The sequence below is a fragment of the Anaeromassilibacillus sp. SJQ-5 genome (assembly GCF_054108045.1).
On sequence record NZ_JBPJWQ010000001.1, the window covers coordinates 652,383 to 669,958 of the forward strand.

15 protein-coding genes are annotated in these 17,576 nt (G+C 60.2%); 14 read left to right on the forward strand and 1 reads right to left on the reverse strand.

Annotated features, from left to right (window positions below; all coding sequences use genetic code 11):
* Positions 1-12: 12 nt before the first annotated feature.
* The 11 genes from ACSAMM_RS02670 to tnpA all read left to right on the forward strand — a co-directional run bounded on the left by ACSAMM_RS02670 (position 13) and on the right by tnpA (position 11,038).
* Complete coding sequence (locus tag ACSAMM_RS02670; RefSeq protein WP_457789567.1) at positions 13-1,371, forward strand: DUF711 family protein; 1,359 nt, start codon at positions 13-15, stop codon at positions 1,369-1,371.
* Positions 1,372-1,582: 211 nt separating this feature from the next.
* Positions 1,583-1,894, forward strand: coding sequence for a hypothetical protein (locus ACSAMM_RS02675; RefSeq protein ID WP_178726003.1), 312 nt, complete (start codon positions 1,583-1,585; stop codon positions 1,892-1,894).
* Positions 1,895-1,925: 31 nt separating this feature from the next.
* Entirely contained in the window at positions 1,926-2,972 is a 1,047-nt protein-coding gene (locus ACSAMM_RS02680; protein WP_178726005.1) for a V-type ATPase subunit, read from the forward strand.
* 16 nt (positions 2,973-2,988) lie between these two features.
* Positions 2,989-4,923, forward strand: a complete 1,935-nt coding sequence (locus ACSAMM_RS02685) for a V-type ATP synthase subunit I (protein WP_457789570.1) — start codon at positions 2,989-2,991, stop codon at positions 4,921-4,923.
* 49 nt (positions 4,924-4,972) lie between these two features.
* Positions 4,973-5,410 carry an ATP synthase subunit C gene (locus tag ACSAMM_RS02690; RefSeq protein ID WP_457789572.1) on the forward strand — a complete coding sequence of 146 codons (438 nt, stop codon included), beginning with the start codon at positions 4,973-4,975 and terminating at the stop codon, positions 5,408-5,410.
* A gap of 28 nt (positions 5,411-5,438) precedes the next feature.
* Positions 5,439-5,747 carry a V-type ATP synthase subunit F gene (locus ACSAMM_RS02695; RefSeq protein WP_178726009.1) on the forward strand — a complete coding sequence of 103 codons (309 nt, stop codon included), beginning with the start codon at positions 5,439-5,441 and terminating at the stop codon, positions 5,745-5,747.
* Positions 5,748-5,899: 152 nt separating this feature from the next.
* Complete coding sequence (locus ACSAMM_RS02700; RefSeq protein WP_178726011.1) at positions 5,900-6,496, forward strand: V-type ATP synthase subunit E family protein; 597 nt, start codon at positions 5,900-5,902, stop codon at positions 6,494-6,496.
* Positions 6,497-6,509: 13 nt separating this feature from the next.
* Positions 6,510-8,258 (forward strand): V-type ATP synthase subunit A, encoded by a 1,749-nt coding sequence (locus tag ACSAMM_RS02705; protein WP_178726013.1) that lies wholly within the window; start codon positions 6,510-6,512, stop codon positions 8,256-8,258.
* Between the two features lie 16 nt (positions 8,259-8,274).
* Positions 8,275-9,684, forward strand: coding sequence for a V-type ATP synthase subunit B (locus ACSAMM_RS02710; protein ID WP_178726014.1), 1,410 nt, complete (start codon positions 8,275-8,277; stop codon positions 9,682-9,684).
* 53 nt (positions 9,685-9,737) lie between these two features.
* Positions 9,738-10,367, forward strand: a complete 630-nt coding sequence (locus ACSAMM_RS02715; protein ID WP_178726016.1) for a V-type ATP synthase subunit D — start codon at positions 9,738-9,740, stop codon at positions 10,365-10,367.
* 215 nt (positions 10,368-10,582) lie between these two features.
* Positions 10,583-11,038, forward strand: coding sequence for an IS200/IS605 family transposase (gene tnpA, locus ACSAMM_RS02720; protein ID WP_457789576.1), 456 nt, complete (start codon positions 10,583-10,585; stop codon positions 11,036-11,038).
* Between the two features lie 178 nt (positions 11,039-11,216).
* On the opposite strand, the gene ACSAMM_RS02725 is transcribed toward tnpA, so the two are convergent.
* Positions 11,217-12,470, reverse strand: a complete 1,254-nt coding sequence (locus ACSAMM_RS02725; protein WP_457789578.1) for a hypothetical protein — start codon at positions 12,468-12,470, stop codon at positions 11,217-11,219.
* A gap of 253 nt (positions 12,471-12,723) precedes the next feature.
* On the opposite strand from ACSAMM_RS02725, the gene ACSAMM_RS02730 reads away from it, so the two are divergent.
* The 3 genes from ACSAMM_RS02730 (at position 12,724) to ACSAMM_RS02740 (ending at position 17,569) form a co-directional block, all read left to right on the forward strand.
* On the forward strand, positions 12,724-15,627 hold the full coding sequence (locus tag ACSAMM_RS02730) for an extracellular solute-binding protein (RefSeq protein WP_457789580.1): 2,904 nt from the start codon (positions 12,724-12,726) through the stop codon (positions 15,625-15,627).
* A gap of 142 nt (positions 15,628-15,769) precedes the next feature.
* A complete protein-coding gene (locus tag ACSAMM_RS02735) occupies positions 15,770-16,693 on the forward strand; it encodes an ABC transporter permease subunit (protein ID WP_178721821.1) in 924 nt (307 codons plus the stop codon).
* An 18-nt stretch (positions 16,694-16,711) separates the two neighbouring features.
* Positions 16,712-17,569, forward strand: coding sequence for an ABC transporter permease subunit (locus tag ACSAMM_RS02740; protein ID WP_178721823.1), 858 nt, complete (start codon positions 16,712-16,714; stop codon positions 17,567-17,569).
* Positions 17,570-17,576: the final 7 nt, after the last annotated feature.

Sequence of the window (17,576 nt, forward strand, 5' to 3'; positions counted from 1 at the left end):
CACGGGAACACTATGCTCAACGCCCACGATATACTGGAAACCATCACCATGATTCAGGAGGAAAACCTGGACGTACGCACCATCACCATGGGTATCTCCCTACTGGACTGCTGCGACAGCAGTCTCGAGAAGGCCTGCGGGAAAATCTACGACAAAATCACCCGGTACGCCAAGGACCTGGTGAAAACCGGCGAGCAGATTGAAAAGGAGCTGGGGATCCCGATTATCAACAAGCGGATCTCCGTCACTCCCATCGCCATGATCTTGGCCGCCTGCGAGGACAAGGCTCCGGTGAAGATGGCCGTCACCCTGGAGAAAGCGGCCCGCACCTGCGGGGTAAACTTCATCGGCGGCTTCTCCGCCTTGGTGCAGAAGGGCTTTTCTCCCGGGGACAAGGAGCTCATTGCCAGCATCCCTGAGGCGCTGGCCGTCACCGATCACGTCTGTTCTTCGATAAACATCGGCTCCACCAAGGCCGGCATCAACATGGACGCGGTGGCTATGATGGGCCGGGTGGTCCGCGAGACGGCGGAACGCACCGCCGGCCGGGACTGCATCGGCTGCGCCAAGCTGGTGGTATTCTGCAACGCGCCGGAGGACAACCCGTTTATGGCGGGGGCGTTCCACGGCGCGGGCGAGCCCGACTGCGTCATCAACGTGGGGGTTTCCGGCCCCGGCGTGGTGCGGGCGGCCCTGGCTAAGGCCGGGGACTGCGACCTGACGGCGGTGGCGGATCTCATCAAGAAGACCGCTTTCAAAATCACCCGCATGGGCCAGCTGGTGGCCCGGGAGGCGTCCAAACGGCTGGGCGTACCCTTCGGCATCGTGGACTTGTCTCTGGCGCCCACCCCGGCGGTGGGCGACTCGGTGGCCCACATCCTGGAGGAAATGGGGCTGGAATGCTGCGGCGCCCACGGCACCACCGCGGCCCTGGCCCTGCTCAACGACGCGGTGAAAAAGGGCGGGGTCATGGCGTCCTCCCATGTGGGCGGCCTGTCCGGCGCCTTCATCCCGGTCACCGAGGACGCGGGGATGATAAACGCCGCCCGCTGCGGCTGCCTGCGGCTGGAGAAGCTGGAGGCCATGACCGCGGTCTGCTCGGTGGGGCTGGACATGATCAACGTCCCCGGCGACACGCCGGCGGAGGTGATTTCCGCCATCATCGCGGACGAAGCCGCCATCGGCATGGTCAACTCCAAGACCACGGCGGTGCGCCTGATACCCGCCATCGGCAAGACGGTAGGGGAGGAACTGAGCTTCGGCGGCCTGCTGGGCGGCGGCCCGGTGATGCCGCTGAACACCTACTCGCCCGCCCGGTTTATCGGCCGGGGCGGCCGGATTCCAGCCCCCATGCAGAGCCTGAAAAATTGACGAAACCACACACGAAATTCCGTGACATTTCGCCAATTTGAACATTGTAATTTTATTTTTACAGGTATATACTGAAATCCAAGGCCATCCTATTTGTATGAAACAGCATACGTTCGGGGGAGAATGACAAAAGGTCATTCTCCCCCGAAATTACGTCGGCATATCCGGAAAATTTTCCCGGCGCCGATAGACAGAAAGGCGTGAGGCGTTCATGGAAGAAATGATCAAGCGCATCATCGATATGGATCGCAAGGCGCAGGAAATCACCGAGGCCGCCCGGCGGGAAAAGCTGGAATCGGAGAAGGAGCTCGTCAAGCGGGCCGAGGCGCTCAAAGAGGAATACCTGGATCGCGCCCGCCGCCGCATCCAAATCAACGCCGAGACCGAACAGACGCTGCTCGAGCAGAAATGGCGCAAGCGCGAGGAATACTATGCCGAACAGACGGCCCGCCTCGAGCGGCTGTATGCGCAAAAGCATACGCAGTGGGTGGCCGATATTGTCAAAAAGGTGAAGGAATCCTGACGGTAAGGTATCCACGAAAGGGGGCATGGCCATGCGCGCATCGGCACCATCCGCCAACGTTATTCTGGCGAAGGCCCGCGCCATGTACGGCAACAGCCTGAAATCGCAGAATTATCTCGAGCTGCTGAACTGTCACAGCGTCAGTGAGGTGGCCTCTTATCTGAAAAACCGTACCTCCTATGCGGTGATGCTCACCGAAATCAACGAGACTACCATCCATCGGGGGCATCTGGAGATGCTACTCCGGCGCAAGCTGTTCAACGACTATTCCTCTCTGAGCCGGTACGACGCCACCGTGGGGATGCACATGTCCGCCTACATCATCCGGCGGGGGGAAATCGACCAGATCATCCAGTGCCTGCGGTTGATGAACGCGGGGCGCAGCGACGAATTTTTCTTCTCTATGCCGTTGTTTTTCACCAGCCAGACGCGCCTGGATTTCATGAAGATGGGCAAGGCGAAAAACCAGGCGGAGCTGGTCGCCGCCTTGGGGGGGACGCCCTACGCGAAAATGATCAGCCAGTTCCCGCCGGAGAACGGGCATATCCGCATTACGGAAATAGAAAACGCGCTGCATACCTATCTGACCAACACCCTGCTGACCATCATCGACGACACGTCAGGCGATTTGCACGAGCAGCTCGAGAACCTGTGCGGCACCCAGATCGACGTGCAGAACGTCTCCCGCATCGTGCGGATGAAGCGGTATTTCGGCATGGCGCCCGACCTAATCCGCGCCAACCTTCTGCCGTCCGGGCGCTGCATTCCCGAAAAGACCATGGACAAGATGATCGACGCCCCCACGGCGGACGAGGTGCTCCGGATTTTTTACACCACCCGGGTGGGCAAGTCCCTGCCGGAGGCCCAGCGGCGGTTTATCCACGATCTGCATCACCGGGTGCCGTATTTCAATGCCCGGCGGCATATCCATTACTCCATCCATCCGATGGTGGTGCTCGTCTCCTATATCATCCTGATGGATGTGGAGCTGGACGACATCATCAACATCATTGAGGGCATCCGGTACGGAATGCCCCCGGAGGAAATCAAGCCCATGCTTGTCCTCCTCGACCAATAAGGGGGTGTGAATTTCATTGGCAGTTGCAAAAATGAGGCTCGTCAGCGTGATCGGACAGATGGCCAGCCTGGACAAGGTAGTCTATGCCTGCGGAAAAAGCGGCGTGTTCCAGCCTGACGACGCCATGACCTTCTTTTCCGACACCTCCGATTTCATGACCATCAAGGAGGAGAACCCCTATAGCGTCCCCTTGAGTACCCTGGAATCGGCCATCGCCCGGGTGCAGGGCGATTTGTCCGGCCGCGTGGCTCCCTCCACCATGGAGATGGACGACATGGCCGCCTATGTGGAGGAATTCACGGCGAAGGCCGCCGAGATGTCCAAGAGGCGCAGCGAGCTGACCACCAAGGCGGAGGCCCAGAACCGGGATATCGAGCAGTTCGAGCATTTCCGGGGGCTGAATATCGACCTGGACAGCATCATCCACTGCGAAACCATCAAGGTGCGCTTCGGCCGCCTGCCCAAGGACAGCTTTGAGAAGCTGAACGCCTACAGCCAGAACCCGTATGTGCTGTTTTTCCCGGGAGCGAGCGACGCAGAGTATTACTGGGGCGTGTATTTCGCCCCGCTGGAGATGGCCTCCGACATCGATCGGATCTTCTCGAGCCTGTACTTCGAGCGCCTGCGCATTCCCTCCGCCGTGGGCACCCCGGAGGAAATCGTCGGCAAGCTGCGCACCGAGCTGAACGCCACCAACGCCGCGCTCGACCAGGTGAAAAAGGAAATCGCGGACTACTGGGCCAAAGAAAAGAATCTGTGCCTGCAGGTGCATGCCCGGTACAAGCAGCTGGCCACCCTGTTCGGCGTGCGGCAGTACGCGGCCCGGTACAACGACAAGTTTATCTTGGCCGGCTGGATCCCCGCCCGGGAGGAGAAAAAGTTCCAGACCGCGCTGGACGCCATCGACGCCATCGAGTATTCCATTGAGTCGGCGGAGGGGGACACCCACCACACGCCCCCTGTCACCCTGCGCAACGCCCGGACTTTCCGGCCCTTCGAATACTTCGTGGACATGTACGGCCTGCCCCGGTATAACGAGATCGACCCCACCGCCTTTGTGGCCATCACCTTCACCCTCCTGTTCGGGATCATGTTCGGCGATTTAGGCCAGGGGATCCTGGTGGCCGTCATCGGCTGGGCCATGTGGCATTTCAAGCAGATGCCCATCGGGCGCATCCTGCTGCCCTGCGGCATTTCCTCCGCCGTCTTCGGCCTGGTGTACGGGTCGGTGTTCGGTTTCGAGCATGTGCTGGATCCCATGTACAAGGCGCTGTTCGGCCTGGAGGAAAAGCCCATCGAGGTCATGAACTCCGCCATGGCCACCAACATCATCCTGTTCGCGGTGGTCATCGGCCTGACCCTCATCATGCTGGCCATGATGCTCAACATCTATTCCGGCTTCAAGCAGCGCAATTATGAAAGCGCCGTCTTTGGTCCGAACGGCATCGCGGGGCTGGTGTTCTACGGCTCGCTGGTGCTGGGTTTCGGCTGTCAGCTGCTGTTCGACGTCCATGTGCTGAATCTGCCCTATGTGCTGCTGCTTATCGTGCTGCCCCTGGTGGTGATTTTCTTCCGAGAGCCGCTGGGCAAGCTTATGGCAGGGGAAAAGGACTGGAAGCCAGAAAAATGGGGCGAGTTCATCATCCAGAACTTTTTCGAGGAATTCGAAATCCTGCTGTCCTATGTATCCAACACCATGTCCTTCCTGCGGGTGGCCGCGTTCGTGCTGGTTCACGCCGGCATGATGATGGCGGTGTTTGCCATCGCTGAGCTGTTCGGCCCGCTGGGCTTCACCATCGCGGTGATTATCGGCAACGCCCTGGTCATGGGGATGGAGGCCCTGCTGGTGTCCATCCAGGTCATGCGTCTCGAGTTCTATGAAATGTTCAGCCGGTATTACGTCGGCGACGGCCGCGCTTTCCAGCCCCTCTCCGTATCGGCTGATAAATAAATTGGGGGAGATTTTCCCGCACATCGATTATATTTAGGAGGTACTTGTTATGAACATGGCGTATTTGATGATTCCGGTGGCCCTGCTGGCTGTTTCCCTGCTGATTTCCTTTATCCTGGTGAAGAAGGGCAAGCCCGCCAAGAAGGTCATGCGCGTGCACTTCCTGACCCTGATTCTCATTGTGGCAGCCACCTGCGCCGTGCCCTTCATGGCCTCCGCCGCCGCGAACGATCCCGCCGCCGCCGAAGAAGTTGCCACCGCTGTCACCAGCGTGGGCGACGGCATGAAATACCTGGCGGCCGCCCTGGCTGTGGGCCTGGCCGGCATCGGCGGCGGTATCGCCGTTGCCTCCGGCGCCCCCGCCGCCATCGGCGCCACGGCGGAGGATCCCAAGGCTTTCGGTAAATCCATCATCTTCGTCGCCCTGGGCGAAGGCTTCGGCCTGTACGGCCTGCTGATCGCCATTATGATTCTCATCCTGAAATAGCCGGCCGCGCGGAAGGGAGTGAGTACCCGTGCGCTTTTATGTCATCAGTGACAACAACGACACCTGCGTAGGCATGCGTCTGGCCGGCATCGAGGGCACGGTGGTACACGAGCCCGACGAGGTGCACCAGGCCCTGGCCGCCGCCATGAACATGGACGATGTGGCGGTCATCCTGATGACCGAGCATCTCGTGAAGATGTGCGGCGACCTCGTGGACGATCTGAAGCTCAATCGGTCCCGGCCGCTTATCGTGGAAATCCCCGACCGGCACGGCAACGGCCGCGCCAAGGATTCCATCACCCGGTATGTCCGCGAGGCCATCGGAATCAAAATCTAGGTAAGCGATGAGTAAATCCCCGCCGAAAAGATGCTGTGGCCGATTTATTCAGCGCTTACCTAAACCCTGCGGGAGCGGGCTTTTCCGGCGAAAGGCCCGCGGCATACGGCCGCTCTGCGGCGCAGACAACTCGCCGGAGATGGGAGCTGCGTATGGCGAACAGCGATGAGAAAGTCAGTAAATTCGTACAGGCGATAACCGATTACGCGGAGGAACAGCGCCAGAAAATCCACCAAGAGGTGGAAGACTATAAAATCGAGCGGCTGACACAAGCCGAGCAGGAAGTGCTCGCGGACGCTTATGATCTAATCCAGCGGGAGCGTATGGAGCTGAAGAACAACGCCAGCCGCGAAATGTCCCGCCGGGAGCTGGATGCCCGTAAAAAGCTGCTGGGCAAGCGCCGGGACATGACCGAAACCATATTTGCCGAGGTGAAGGAACAGCTGGCCGCCTATACCGCCACGCCGGAATACCGCCAGTCCCTCAAGGACTCGCTGACCGCCATGGCGGCCCGGATGCCCGCCGAGGGCACCGTGTACGAGGTGGCGCCCCGGGACGAGGCGCTGATCCCCGACCTGACGGCCCTCTGCCCGGCGGGCAGCCGGGTGGAGACCTCCGCGGACATCCACCTGGGCGGCCTGCGCGGCCTGAACGCCGCCACCGGCATGCTGGCGGACGATTCCCTGGACACTAAGCTGGACATCCAACGGGAATGGTTCGCCAAGACCTCCGGCTTGACCGTAGAATAAGGGGGCTTTTGGTATGAATACAGTCTTTGGCATCAACGGCCCCGTCGTCACAGTGCTGGGCAATACCGGCCTGTCCATGATGGAAATGGTGCTGGTGGGCGAGGAAAAGCTGGTGGGCGAGGTCATCGGCATCACCGCCAAGGCGACCACCATCCAGGTATATGAAAACACCACCGGCCTGAAGGTCGGGGAACCGGTGTACGCCACGGGCGGCCCGCTGTGCGCCACGCTGGGTCCCGGCATTCTCGACAACATCTTCGACGGTATCGAGCGGCCCCTGAAGGCCATCGAGAAGCTGTCCGGCGATTTTATCAACCGGGGCGTGTCGGTGCCCTCCATCGACGCCGACAAGCTGTGGGAGGTCACGGTGCTGGTGAAGGCGGGGGACACCCTGCATCCCGGCGACGTGTACGCCACCTGCCCCGAAACCCCCATCATCACCCATAAATGCATGGTGCCTCCCCAACTGTACGGCACCGTCAAGGCCGTGAAGCCCAGCGGGGCCTACAAGGTGAACGACACGGTGGTCACCATCACCGACGAGGACGGCCTGGATCACGATCTGACCCTCTGCCAGCAGTGGCCCATCCGCACCCCCCGCCCCGTGGCCAGCCGGAAGTACGCCGACGCCCCTCTGATCACCGGGCAGCGGGTCATCGACACCCTGTTCCCCTTGGCGAAGGGCGGCACGGCGGCCATCCCCGGCGGCTTCGGCACCGGCAAGACCATGACCCAGCATCAGCTGGCCAAATGGTGCGACGCCGACATCATCGTTTACATCGGCTGCGGCGAACGTGGCAACGAAATGTCCCAGGTGCTCGAGGAGTTCTCCGAGCTGGTTGACCCGAAATCGGGCCGGCCCATGACCGATCGCACCTGCCTCATCGCCAACACCTCCAACATGCCGGTGGCCGCCCGCGAGGCGTCCATCTACACCGGCATCACCCTGGCCGAGTATTACCGCGACATGGGGTATCACGTGGCCATCATGGCCGACTCCACCTCCCGGTGGGCCGAGGCCCTGCGCGAAATTTCCGGCCGCCTGGAGGAAATGCCCGCTGAAGAAGGGTTTCCGGCTTACCTGCCCTCCCGCCTGTCCGAGTTCTATGAGCGCGCGGGCATGGTGGAGCCTTTGGGCGGCGGTTCCGGCAGCGTGACCATCATCGGCGCCGTGTCCCCCCAGGGCAGCGACTTCTCCGAACCCGTCACCCAGAACACCAAGCGGTTTACCCGCTGCTTCTGGGCGCTGGACAAATCCCTGGCCTACGCCCGGCACTATCCCGCCATCAACTGGACCTCCAGCTACAGCGAGTATCTGGGCGATTTGACCGCTTGGTACAAGAAGAACGTGGGGGAGGATTTCCTCGCCTGCCGCACCCAGATCGCCCAGCTGCTTCAGGAAGAAAACCAGCTGATGGAAATCGTCAAGCTCATCGGCTCCGACGTGCTGCCCGACGATCAAAAGCTGGTCATCGAGACCGCCCGGGTCATCCGGGTCGGCTTCCTGCAGCAGAACGCGTATCATCAGGACGACACCTATGTCCCGCTGGAAAAGCAGCTGAAAATGATGCGGGTCATCCTGTACCTGCACAAGGCGGCGCAGGCCATCGTGGCGGCATCGGTGCCCCTGTCGCAGATACTCGCGCTCGGCTTATTCGACAAGGTCAGCCGCATCAAATACGACGTCCCCAACGACCATTTGGAGCTGCTGGACGGCTATTACAAGGAAATCGACGACACGCTGGCCGCGCTCAAACGATAGGAGGGGGACTGACCATATGATCATCGAATACATCGGCGTCAAGGAAATCAACGGTTCCCTCATCGCCCTAGACGGCGTCAAGGACGCCACCTTCGAGGAAACGGTTTCCATCCGCCTGGACAATGGCACCGAACGGGCCGGGCGTATCGTCCAGATGGAGGGGGAACGGGTGGTTATCCAGGTGTTCGAAGGCACCAATGGCATCGCCCTGGACAACACCCGCACCCGTCTGCTGGGCCACCCGGTGGAAATGCCCCTGTCGCCCGAGCTTCTGGGCCGTATCTTCGACGGCTCCGGTCGCCCCATCGACGGCCTGGGCGATATTTTTCCGGTGGAGCAACGGGACATCAACGGCACCGCCATCAACCCCGTGTCCCGGGTGTATCCCCGGAACTTCATCGAGACCGGCATCTCCTCCATCGACTGCATGATGACCCTGATCCGGGGCCAGAAGCTGCCTATTTTCTCCGGCTCCGGCATGCGGCATAACGAGTTGGCGGCCCAAATCGTCCGGCAGGCGAAAATCGCCGACGAATCGGGTTCCGATTTCGCCATCGTTTTCGCGGCCATGGGCGTCAAGAACGACGTGGCCGAATACTTCAAGCGTTCCTTCGAAGAAAGCGGTGTGCTCGGACGGGTTGCCATGTTCTTAAACTTGTCCAACGACCCCATCATCGAACGGATCCTCACCCCCCGCTGCGCGCTGACCGCCGCGGAATACCTGGCCTTCGATTTGGGGATGCACATTCTGGTCATCATGACCGACATGACCTCCTACGCCGAGGCGCTGCGGGAATTCTCGGCCTCCAAGGGTGAAATCCCCGGGCGGAAGGGCTTCCCCGGTTACCTGTATTCCGACCTCGCGTCGTTGTACGAGCGGGCCGGCATGATCAAGGGAAGCAAGGGGTCGGTGACGCAAATCCCGATTCTCACCATGCCCAACGACGACATCACCCATCCGGTTCCCGATTTGACCGGTTATATCACCGAAGGCCAGATCGTGCTGGATCGCAGCCTGGACAACAGCGGGATTTACCCGCCGGTGTCGGTGCTGCCCTCCCTGTCCCGTCTGATGAAGGACGGCATCGGCGAGGGGTTCACCCGGGAGGATCACGCGGCGGTGTCCAATCAACTGTTCGCCTGCTATGCCCGGGTGCAGGAAGCCCGCTCTCTGGCCTCGGTCATCGGCGAGGAGGAGCTGTCGCCGGGCGACAAGAAGCTGCTGGAGTTCGGCCGGATGTTCGATCAGCAGTACATCAACCAGGGCTTTGATGAAAACCGCTCCATTGACCAGACCCTGGATCTGGGATGGCGGCTGCTCTCCACCCTGCCCAGGGAAGAGCTGGATCGGGTAGACGACAAGACCTTGGATGCCCACTACCATCCCGAAGCCGCCGTGACGGCCCAGCCCTTGAAGGTGCACTGACGCGGCGCCGCCCGTCGGCCGTCCTCACTCCTGTATGAAAGCGGTGATTTCACTTGGCTGATCAAGTTTTTCCGACCAAGGGCAACCTCATCAACACCAAAAAATCCCTGGATTTAGCCAAGGTGGGCTTTGAACTGCTGGATCGCAAGCGGAACATCATTGTCCGGGAAATGATGCAGCTCATTGACCGGGCCGCGGTGATCCAGTCCCAGATCGACTCCTGCTACGCGGAGGCGTATCAGGCGCTGCAGCGGGCCAACGTGGCCCACGGCGTCTGCGACGACATCGCCGCGTCGGTGCCGGTGGAAAACGGCCTCGAGCTGACGGTGCGCAGCGTCATGGGGGTGGAAATCCCCATGGTCAAGCTGGACGCCGAGCCGGTTTCCCTTCGCTATGGTTTCATGTCCACCAGCTCCCTGGTGGACGAGGCGTACATCAAGTTCGACCGTGTGAAGAAGCTGACCGCCGAACTGGCGGAGGTGGAAAACAGCGTGTACCGCCTGGCCACCGCCGTCAACAAGACCCAGAAACGGGCCAACGCCCTGAAGAATATCATCATCCCCCGCCTGACCAGCACCGTGAAGTTCATCACCGATTCCCTGGAAGAGAAGGAACGGGAGGATTTTTCCCGGCTTAAGGTCATTAAGGCGCAGAAAAACGCCAAGCAGCAGGCGGAAGACTGATTCCGCCCGCGCCAAAGCCGCCGCATGGGAATGCATTCCCATGCGGCGGCTTTTTTACTATGCTTAAGCATGTAGAACCCTGAGCAGAGCGCAGGGTTCTACAAAAAACCGCCCGCTAGGCGGGTGGGATTAGAAGCTTAAGCAAGAGCAACACCAATCCTGATATAATGACGAGTGTTCAAGCCGTCAAAATAGAGAAGGAAAGGTGTTGCTCTATGGCAGAAAGTTTAGCACATTCCAAATGGGTATGCAAGTATCACATCGTGTTCAGTCCGAAGTATCGCAGGAAGATCATCTACAACCAGCTGCGTGCGGATATACAACAGTACATCCGCGACTTGTGCAAATGGAAGGGTGTAGAGATCTTAGAAGGTCATATGATGCCTGACCATGTGCATCTGCTGTTGAGTATCCCGCCGAAGTATTGCGTCTCCAGCTTTATGGGGTACTTGAAAGGGAAATCGGCAATGATGATCTTTGAAAAACACGGGAATCTGAAGTACAAGTTCGGCAACAGGCACTTCTGGGCAACCGGGTATTACGTGAGTACCGTTGGACTGAACGAGGCAACCATCAAGAAATATATCCGAGAGCAGGAAAAGCAGGATATGCTCGAAGACAAATTGACTACCAAAGAATACAACGACCCTTTCAAGGGTGCAGGTGGCTAAAAGCCACCGGGTAGTCAGTCCACTACGGCTTGAACATAGTGAAAGCCAGCGTCTTTTAGGCGCTGGCCTTCCTATGCCCTTCTAGGGCTCCTTCATGCCACCCGTTTTACGGGTGGTCATGACTCGCTTAAGCCGAAAAAATGGCCCTGCGGAGTCAACCGCAGAGCCATTTTTTCGTTTAGACGCGTTTCTTGAAGATTTTGTCGCGGAAGACAATCAGGAGCACCACGCCGGCGACGATGATGACGCCGCCGATGATGGCGAAGATAGCCCACAGGGGGAAGCCGGAGGAGGACTCGCCCTCTGGACTGATGGTATAGGTCAAAGCTACCTTGCCGTCCTTATACAGACGCACCAGTGTATCCTTGGTCAGCTCGGCGGACGAGGAGGTGATGGGATTGCTGGCGTTGTCGAACAGCTTGATTTCGTAGCCGGCCGCGATGGTCAGAGCCTTGGCCAGGTCGTCGACCGTGGATCCGGCGGGAACGGTGATGGTTTTCCAGCTTTCGTCGATTTTGAACGCCGCGTTGGAGGAGGTGATGACCACCGGAGCGGCGGTGGTGGCGGCGGTGGTGCGCACGGGGTTGCCGAATTCGTCGGTGGCGCCGGTATAAGCGGTGGTGGTCTCATCCGAGGGGGCGGCGGTTTCGGAGGGCGCGGTGGTGGCGTCCACGGGCTTGGCCTCGGTGGTGCCGTCCGGCTTGACGGTGGTGCTGTTCGGCTTGGTGGTGGCTTCGGTGGGCTTGGTGGTGGGCGCCGGCTTCCCAGCGTCGGGATCGGCGCCGTTGGCCTTGACGTTCAGGCTCACCAAGGCGGCTTGCCACTGCTCATAGTACGAGTCGCCAGTGCCGGCCCCCTTGAACCACAGGCGCAGGTACTTGGCGGCAGAGGGGATCTTGTTGGAATAGAAGTACGCCAGGCCGGCGGAGTCCTGGTCGGGCCGATCCAGGGTCATTTCGCCCACGGCGAGATCGGTGCTCTTCCCCTTGTTGGGGCCGACAACCAGCTGCTTAAAGTCCCGGTAGGTGCCGCCCAGGGTATCCGACCACTGGATTTTGAACAGGCCGCTTTTGCCGTAGATACCGGCCCAGCCGCCCCCGCCGTAGCCGATGTATTCAAAAGAGGTGAAGCCCTCTTTGAATTCGTAGGTGATGGAGCTTTCCACCTCGGTCATGCATTTCATCATCACCTGTTCGCGGTCGTCGGGCATGGATTCCACCATGGGGGCGTTGGTTGTAAAGCCATAGCACTTGTCCGTGGCGCCGCCGCCCTGGACGAAGACGCTGACCGCTTTGGGAAATTTGTTATCTCCGAATTTGTCAGTGAACACGTAGCTGCCCGCGGCGCTTGCCAGAAAGCCGACGGACATGCAGGAGGCCAGCAGGGCCGTCGCCAGGACCGCCGAGGCCAGTTTCTTCAAAGGATGTTTCATAGCGCGGAATCTCCCTTTCCCTATGTAGTGTTGGGTTCCTCTGCCTTAAGCCTACAATAGATAAGGGGAAATGTATATCGTCCATTTTCCGGCATCGTCAAATTTGCCGCGGAGGGCGGGTTTGTGGGAAAATCGGCCGGATTTTTGAGGATTTTGGAAAATGGACGATATACACGCTTTCCCCATCCTAGTATCATGAAATTGCGGCGGAAAGCCCCGCCGCGGGTTTAGATGATCGTAGGAGGGGTTCCCATTGAAAAGGATCACCGGTTTGAAGCGGGCGGCTGTTTTGGGCCTCGCGGCGGCGCTGCTGCTGACGGGGACACCGGGGGTTTCGCTGCCGGCGAAGGCTGCGGCCGCTTCCTCCTCCGAAGGCGGGGGAGGCGCGGCGCAGAGCCGGGACGCGGACACCGCCGACATGACCTACCGCCAATATATCGCGCAATACGCGTCGGTGCCTCGGCGCACGGACGCCGCCGAGATTCCGGCAGCCGCCTTCTCTTCAAAGGAAGGGGATGGGCTGACGGTGCTGCCCACCTTCGAGGGGCGGGACAACGTCCTCCAGTGGAAGGAGGGCGAGACGGACGGCAGCGTGACCTGGACTTTCCAGCTGCCGGACATCAGCCTGTACGCGGTGGAGCTTGTCTATTACGCGCTGGAAAGCAAGAACAACGCCATCGAGCTGTCGATGGAGATAAACGGGCAGACCCCCTCCCGCAGCGCGGGCAGTCTGTCCCTGAGCAAGCTGTGGCGCAACCAGACCACAGAGAAAAAGTACGACAAAGCGGGCAACGAAATCCGGCCGGGTCAGACCCAGGTGCTGGAATGGCAAAGCGCCTTTTTCCAGGATGCGGAGGGTGTGCTCAACGAGCCGTATGTCTTCTGCTTTAAAAAAGGCGAGAACACGCTGAAGCTCACCGGCATCCGCACGGATTTCGTGCTGGAGAAAATCGTGCTGCGCAACCTCAAAACGGCGGAGCCCTACGCGGTGGCGGTATCGGACAGCCGCAACGGGATGGAGCTGAAAAACGAGGTCATCGAGCTGCAGGGCGAGGATGCGACGCTGAAATCCTCCTCGGCGCTGGCCCCCATGTACGACCGCTCCAACGCCAACACCTATCCCTCCGACCCAGTGCTGATGCGGTACAACACCATCGGATCCTACAACTGGTCCACGCCGGGACAGTGGATCGAATGGTCCTTCAACGTGACGCAGGCGGGGTATTACAACATCGCGGTGAGGGCGCGGCAGAATTATCAGCGGGCCTATCCTTCCAACCGACGGATCACCATCGACGGCAAGGTGCCGTTCGCGGAGATGATGCAGGTGCCCTTCGGGTTCTCGCCCGACTGGTACATAAAGACGCTCGGGGATGAAAAACCCTACCGCTTCTATCTGGGAGTGGGCACCCACACCATCCGCATGGAGGTGGTGCCCGGCGATTCGGCGGCCATCACGGCGGAGCTGCAGGAATGCGTGCTCGAGCTCAACACCCTGTACCGCCGGATCCTCATGGTCACCGGCACCCAGCCCGATCTGTTCCGCGACTACGCCCTGGAAAAGGAAATCCCGGGGCTGCGGGAGGAGATGACGGCGGTGCGCGACCGGCTCCAGGCCGCTTATGAGAACATACAGGCCTCCTCCGGCATCCGGGACGGGGATACGGCCAACATCGACCGGCTGGTGGTGCAGCTGGACGGATTCCTAAAGGATGTGGACACCATCCCCCAGCGGCTGTCCAATTTCAGCAGCAACATCTCCAGCCTGTCGGCTTGGATGCTCAACCTGAAAAATCAGCCGCTGGAAATCGACTATCTGCGCATCCAGTCGGAAGACGTGGCCGTGCCGAAGGCCAACGCCGGGTTCTTCCAGACCCTGTCCTACATGGCGAAGCAGTTCGCCGGCTCCTTTGTCATGGATTACAACTCCATCGGAGATACTACCGCCGCGGCCGAGGCCCTCGATGTGTGGATTGGCCTCGGGCGGGATCAGGTGCAGATCATCAAGGAGCTGGTGGATGAGAATTTCACGGCCAAGACCGGGATCCCGGTGAACATCAAGCTGGCCAAAGATTCCATGATTCAGGCCACCTTCGCCGGGCGGGGGCCGGATATCGCCCTGTTCATCGCCCAGGATCAGCCGGTCAATCTGGCGGTGCGCAATGCGGTGGTCAATCTCAGCCAGTTCCCGGATTTTGAGGAGGCGGCGGCCGAGTTCTCGCCGGAGAGCTTCGTGCCCTACTCCTATGAGAACGGGGTCTACGGTATGCCGCTGACCGGCAGCTTCCAGATGCTGTTCTGCCGCACCGACATCCTGGAGGAGCTGGGGCTGAAGGCCCCGGAAACTTGGCGGGATTTGTATGAGATGATTCCGGTTATCCAGCAGAAGAACATGAACGTGGGGCTTCCCAAAGTAGTCATCGACGCCACCGGCGCAGGCTCGGGCACCAGCGCCATGTTCGACACCCTGCTGCTGCAGAAGGGGCTCAACTATTTCGACGACAGCCGGTCGTCCACCAATTTCGACAAGCCCGAGGCCTTGGAGGCCTTCCGGGAGTGGACCGATTTTTACACCAAGTACGGCCTGCCCCAGGATTTCGATTTTTACAACCGGTTCCGCACCGGCGAGATGCCGATCGGCATCGCGGGATACACCCTGTACAACCAGCTATGCGTCGGTGCGCCGGAGCTTAGCGGCCTGTGGGAGATGCGGCAGCTGCCGGGCACGCCCAGAGAGGACGGCAGCCTGAACCGGGCGGCCGGGCTGACCGGCACCAGCGCGGTCATCTTCAACAAGTGCGACAAGGAGAACGGCTGGGCGTTCGTCAAGTGGTTTGCCAGTTCGCAGACCCAGGCGGCCTACGGACGCACCATTGAGGCGCTGCTGGGCGCTTCCGCCCGGTACGACACGGCCAACCTGGAGGCGCTCAAGCTGCTGCCCTGGACCAAGGCCCAGCAGAAAACCCTGCTGGGCCAGTGGGAGAACGTCAAGGGGATCCCCCAGGTGCCGGCCAGCTATTACATTTCCCGGAACCTGTACAACGCGTTCCGCAACGTGACCATTTACTATTCCAACGCCCGGGAAATCCTTTATAAGTACAACAAGGAAATGAACGCCGAGATCCAGCGCAAGCGGGTGGAGTTCGGCCTGGACTAGGTAAGCGATGATGAAATCCAGTGGTTGGCCTGGTATAGGGGATTTCCCCCGTCAAGCCGCCGCTGAGCCGCTAGGCCTGATGCATTCAGCGCTTGCCTAGAGTTGTGGTTTATCCCGCGCTTTGAAAGGACGGAGACGGACAATGGAGAAAGAGGCCCGCAAAAAGAAGAGCTTGCGCTGGTACGGGCGGGAAATCCGGAAGAACCGGGACAATTACCTGATGGTCGCGCCCTACGCCGTGATTTTCACCGTGTTCACGGTGATCCCGGTGGTGCTGGCCATTGTGATGAGCTTCACCTATTTCAACCTGCTGGAGCCGCCCCAGTTCCGGGGGCTGTTCAACTACATGCGGCTGTTCCTGGACGACGATGTGTTCTGGCTGTCCATGAAGAACACCTTGATATTCGCCCTGCTGACCGGGCCGCTGAGCTACTTCCTCTGCCTGGTGTTCGCCTGGCTGATAAACGAGCTGCCGGTGCGGGCGCGCAACCTGTTCACCCTGGTGTTTTACGCGCCCTCCATCTCGGGGGCCCTGTACGTTATCTGGAGCTTCATCTTCAGCGGCGACGCTTACGGCATGGCCAACGGCCTGCTGATGCAGCTGGGCGTCATCAACGAGCCGATACTGTGGCTGACCGATCCCCGCTACGATTTGGGGATTGTCATCGTGGTGCAGCTGTGGCTCTCCCTGGGCACCAGCTTCCTGGCCTTCATCGCCGGACTGCAGGGGGTGGACCGCAGCCTGTACGAGGCGGGGGCCATCGACGGCATCCGCAACCGGTTCCAGGAGTTCGTCAAGATCACCATCCCGGCCATCGGGCCGTCGCTGCTCTTTTCCGCGGTCATGCAGATAAGCTCCTCCTTCTCGGTGGGCCGGATCTGCATGGCGCTGACCGGCTTTCCCAGCACCGACTATTCCACGAGCACCATCGTCACGCACATCCTGGATTACGGCACCCTGCGGTATGAGATGGGGTACGCCTGCGCCATCGCGACGGTGCTGTTCCTGATGATGCTGCTGACCAACCAGGTCATCCGCCGGCTGCTGCGGGGTTACACCAACTGATGATAAGGGAATGAGCTTATGGCACGGATAGCTTCCAAAAAACTCAACCGGAAGATAGGCGGCGACGTCTTCATCCTGGTGATCCTCATCCTGGTGGGCGGGTTTATGCTGCTGCCGTTCATCTACGCGATTTTGCAGTCCTTCAAGCCGATGGAGGAGATCTTCCTCTTTCCGCCCCGGTTTTTTGTCAACCGGCCCACCACCGAAAACTTCTATCAGCTGACCCAGCTGGTGGCCAACTCCTGGGTGCCCTTCACCCGGTACATATTCAACTCCCTGCTGGTGTCGATTATCGCCACGGCGGCCCATGTCATCATCGCCTCCATGGCGGCCTATCCGCTGGCCAAGGCGACCTTCCCGGGGAGCCGGACGTTCTTCCAGGTGGTGGTGCTTTCCCTGCTGTTCACCACCGAGGTGACGGCGCTGCCGCTGTACCTCGTCATGTCCACCCTGCACATGATCGACACCTATTTCGCCCTGATTCTGCCGGCCATCGGCTCGTCCCTCGGGCTGTTCTTGATGAAGCAGTTCATCTCGGTGCTGCCAGACAGCATGATCGAGGCGGTGAAGGTGGACGGCGCGGGCACCTTCCGCACCTACTGGAGCATCGTCATGCCCAACGTCAAGCCCGCCTGGATGACCTGCATCATCTTCGCCTTCCAGAGCATCTGGAACTACGAAGGCACCCAGTTCATCTACGACGAGTCCCTAAAGGTGCTGCCCACCATGTTCCGACAGATCAGCGAGGGCGGTATCTCCCGGGTGGGCGTGGGGGCCGCGGCGGCGGTGCTGCTGATGATCCCGCCCATCCTGATTTTCACCTTCTCCCAGAGCCAGGTCATCGAAACCATGGCCCAATCCGGATTAAAGGAGTAATGGACCT

Excerpts from the sequence above, each read along its gene's own strand:
- ACSAMM_RS02670 (WP_457789567.1), top strand. The coding sequence starts at position 13 with ATGCTCAACGCCCACGATATACTGGAAACCATCACCATGATTCAGGAG.
- ACSAMM_RS02675 (WP_178726003.1), top strand. The coding sequence starts at position 1,583 with ATGGAAGAAATGATCAAGCGCATCATCGATATGGATCGCAAGGCGCAG.
- ACSAMM_RS02680 (WP_178726005.1), top strand. The coding sequence starts at position 1,926 with ATGCGCGCATCGGCACCATCCGCCAACGTTATTCTGGCGAAGGCCCGC.
- ACSAMM_RS02690 (WP_457789572.1), top strand. The coding sequence starts at position 4,973 with ATGAACATGGCGTATTTGATGATTCCGGTGGCCCTGCTGGCTGTTTCC.
- ACSAMM_RS02700 (WP_178726011.1), top strand. The coding sequence starts at position 5,900 with ATGGCGAACAGCGATGAGAAAGTCAGTAAATTCGTACAGGCGATAACC.
- ACSAMM_RS02705 (WP_178726013.1), top strand. The coding sequence starts at position 6,510 with ATGAATACAGTCTTTGGCATCAACGGCCCCGTCGTCACAGTGCTGGGC.
- ACSAMM_RS02710 (WP_178726014.1), top strand. The coding sequence starts at position 8,275 with ATGATCATCGAATACATCGGCGTCAAGGAAATCAACGGTTCCCTCATC.
- tnpA (WP_457789576.1), top strand. The coding sequence starts at position 10,583 with ATGGCAGAAAGTTTAGCACATTCCAAATGGGTATGCAAGTATCACATC.
- ACSAMM_RS02725 (WP_457789578.1), bottom strand. The coding sequence starts at position 12,470 with ATGAAACATCCTTTGAAGAAACTGGCCTCGGCGGTCCTGGCGACGGCC.
- ACSAMM_RS02735 (WP_178721821.1), top strand. The coding sequence starts at position 15,770 with ATGGAGAAAGAGGCCCGCAAAAAGAAGAGCTTGCGCTGGTACGGGCGG.
- ACSAMM_RS02740 (WP_178721823.1), top strand. The coding sequence starts at position 16,712 with ATGGCACGGATAGCTTCCAAAAAACTCAACCGGAAGATAGGCGGCGAC.